Annotated in this window: 4 protein-coding genes; all 4 read left to right on the top strand. The window is 40.8% G+C overall.

The annotated features are described in order from the left end of the window. Window positions 1-357: 357 nt before the first annotated feature. The 4 genes from apcA to FFR48_RS30305 all read left to right on the top strand — a co-directional run bounded on the left by apcA (window position 358) and on the right by FFR48_RS30305 (window position 2335). Complete coding sequence (apcA, locus tag FFR48_RS27220; protein WP_137669508.1) at window positions 358-843, top strand: allophycocyanin subunit alpha; 486 nt, start codon at window positions 358-360, stop codon at window positions 841-843. Window positions 844-911: 68 nt separating this feature from the next. Further along, window positions 912-1397: an allophycocyanin subunit beta gene (gene apcB, locus FFR48_RS27215; protein ID WP_015213876.1), complete on the top strand. Its 486-nt coding sequence runs from the start codon at window positions 912-914 to the stop codon at window positions 1395-1397. A gap of 327 nt (window positions 1398-1724) precedes the next feature. Then, complete coding sequence (locus FFR48_RS27210; protein WP_096567343.1) at window positions 1725-1931, top strand: phycobilisome linker polypeptide; 207 nt, start codon at window positions 1725-1727, stop codon at window positions 1929-1931. A 269-nt stretch (window positions 1932-2200) separates the two neighbouring features. Beyond that, entirely contained in the window at window positions 2201-2335 is a 135-nt protein-coding gene (locus tag FFR48_RS30305) for a hypothetical protein (RefSeq protein WP_268932475.1), read from the top strand. Window positions 2336-2456: the final 121 nt, after the last annotated feature.

The raw sequence follows: 2456 nt of genomic DNA, 5'->3' as shown, positions 1-2456 counted from the left end.
GGGAAGCAGGGGGAGAATATTAACTTCTGACTCCTGACTCCTGACTTCTGACTTCTGACTCCTGACTCCTGACTTCTGACTTCTGACTCCTGACTCCTGACTCCTGACTCCTGACTCCTGACTCCTGACTCCTATTCCCATTTCTGAAAGAAAATATTACAAAGTATTAAGAGCAGTAATAAATGCTCAACATAATGCCGGAGAATATTTTGCGGAAGGATAATTAAGTTTTTCAACTTATGTACTTTTGTTGAGTAAATGTGACTCACTTTGTACTAAGATGCAAAACAGTTATCAATCAAATCAAAGTCTTACCAGTTTAAAAACTGGTGTCATTAGTTTTGGAGGAATCCATTAATGAGTATCGTCACGAAGTCCATCGTGAATGCTGATGCAGAAGCTCGCTACCTCAGCCCTGGTGAATTAGATCGCATTAAGAGCTTTGTTTCTGGTGGCGCACAACGTCTCCGCATCGCTCAAGTATTGACCGACAACCGCGAGCGCATCGTTAAGCAAGCTGGCGATCAATTGTTCCAAAAGCGTCCTGATGTTGTTTCTCCCGGTGGTAACGCTTACGGTAAAGAAATGACAGCTACCTGTCTTCGTGACTTAGACTACTACTTGCGTCTTGTAACCTACGGAATCGTTTCTGGCGATGTCACCCCCATCGAAGAAATCGGTATCGTTGGTGTACGTGAAATGTACAAGTCCTTGGGTACTCCCATTGACGCTGTTGCTGGTGGCGTTGCTGCTATGAAAGCTGTTGCTTCTACCTTGTTGTCTGCTGAAGACGCATCTGAAGCTGGCGCTTACTTCGACTACGTTGTTGGTGCAATGTCATAGGTTACAGCTAATTAACTGCTGAAACTGAAAACTGTTGCAATCAATCTGGAAATAAGGAAATAACAACAATGCAAGACGCAATTACCTCTGTAATTAATTCCTCTGACGTTCAAGGTAAATACCTTGATACCGCTGCTTTAGAAAAGCTCAAAGGTTACTTCGCTACTGGTGAACTGCGCGTTCGTGCAGCTACAACCATCAGTGCTAACGCTGCTGCGATCGTTAAAGAAGCTGTAGCTAAATCCTTGTTGTACTCTGATATCACCCGTCCCGGTGGTAATATGTACACCACTCGTCGTTACGCAGCTTGTATCCGTGACTTGGATTACTACTTGCGTTATTCTACCTACGCTATGTTGGCTGGAGATCCTTCCATCCTCGACGAGCGTGTATTAAACGGCTTGAAAGAAACCTACAACTCCTTGGGTGTACCCGTAGGCGCTACCGTTCAAGCTATCCAAGCTATGAAAGAAGTAACTGCAAGCTTGGTTGGTCCTGACGCTGGTAAAGAAATGGGCGTTTACTTCGACTATATCTCCTCTGGCTTGAGCTAGGAGTAAGTTTGCACTTATAATTTAGGTGCGGCTTGATTAAGGTCTGGAAATCAACCATGAGTTCTAGGTCGTTCTATTGCTTACTAAACATGAGTATTAGCGGTCTAGTGTTGATGTTTGATTTCCAGGCTTTGAAATGTAAGGAGTAAGGAGTCAGGAGTCAGGAGTCAGAATAATTAATATTTATTTATTTATTTTGGCTTGGTAAATTGAGATTTGACCGATGACAGCTAAATCATTTAAATCCTTACAGATAAATTAAAGATTTGTACTCAAGATTTTTGAGATAAAAAAGTTTTTCCAAACAAACACGGAGTTTAGAAAAAAATGGCTCGTTTATTTAAAGTAACTGCTTGTGTTCCTAGCTTAACTCGCACTCGCACCCAACGCGAATTACAAAATACTTACTTCACTAAGTTAGTTCCTTATGAAAACTGGTTCCGTGAACAACAACGGATTCAAAAAATGGGCGGTAAGATTGTTAAAGTGGAATTAGCAACTGGTAAGCAAGGTACAAATACTGGTTTGGCGTAATTTCTATACATACATCAGAGATTATTTTGGTAGATTTTTTAGGGGTCAGTGATGACCTCTTTTTTTTATTGATAGCAGGGAATAGGGATGTCTGATAGCGTAGCGTGGCGTAGCCATATCAGGATGTCCAGGATTAAAGGATGAACAGGATGAAAATTTATGAGAACTATTGAGCTTTCCCAAGCTACATTAACAATATCCGAATTATTAGAATTAGCGGAAAATGATACTGTAATTATTAAGAAAGCTGATGGGAGTTTGTTTTGTGTGTGGTTGATGATTTTGCTGCTGAAGTTCAAGCACTGCAAGAAAATCAGGAATTTATGGACTTTTTAGCCCGACGTTCTCAATCTGATAAACGAGTATCTTTAGAGGAAGCGCGTAAACGTTTGGGTATTTGGTAATTAGGGTTTGCTGAATAAACCTAAAACCTTGATATATCAAAGGTTAGAGGCTGATAAACACAGAAATTAGTGCAAGGGTTTTGAAGGGTATACCGGAAAAAGTGTGCATTTTTTGGGATTT

The sequence above is a fragment of the Sphaerospermopsis reniformis genome (assembly GCF_005402885.1).
Classification (GTDB): domain Bacteria; phylum Cyanobacteriota; class Cyanobacteriia; order Cyanobacteriales; family Nostocaceae; genus Sphaerospermopsis; species Sphaerospermopsis kisseleviana.
The sequence above is the reverse complement of the archived record's forward strand: the minus strand, read 5'-3'. Positions and strand labels throughout refer to the sequence as shown.

What these genes read in the sequence shown, in the direction of transcription:
- apcA (WP_137669508.1), top strand. Translation starts at nt 358, where the DNA reads ATGAGTATCGTCACGAAGTCCATCGTGAATGCTGATGCAGAAGCTCGC.
- apcB (WP_015213876.1), top strand. Translation starts at nt 912, where the DNA reads ATGCAAGACGCAATTACCTCTGTAATTAATTCCTCTGACGTTCAAGGT.
- FFR48_RS27210 (WP_096567343.1), top strand. Translation starts at nt 1,725, where the DNA reads ATGGCTCGTTTATTTAAAGTAACTGCTTGTGTTCCTAGCTTAACTCGC.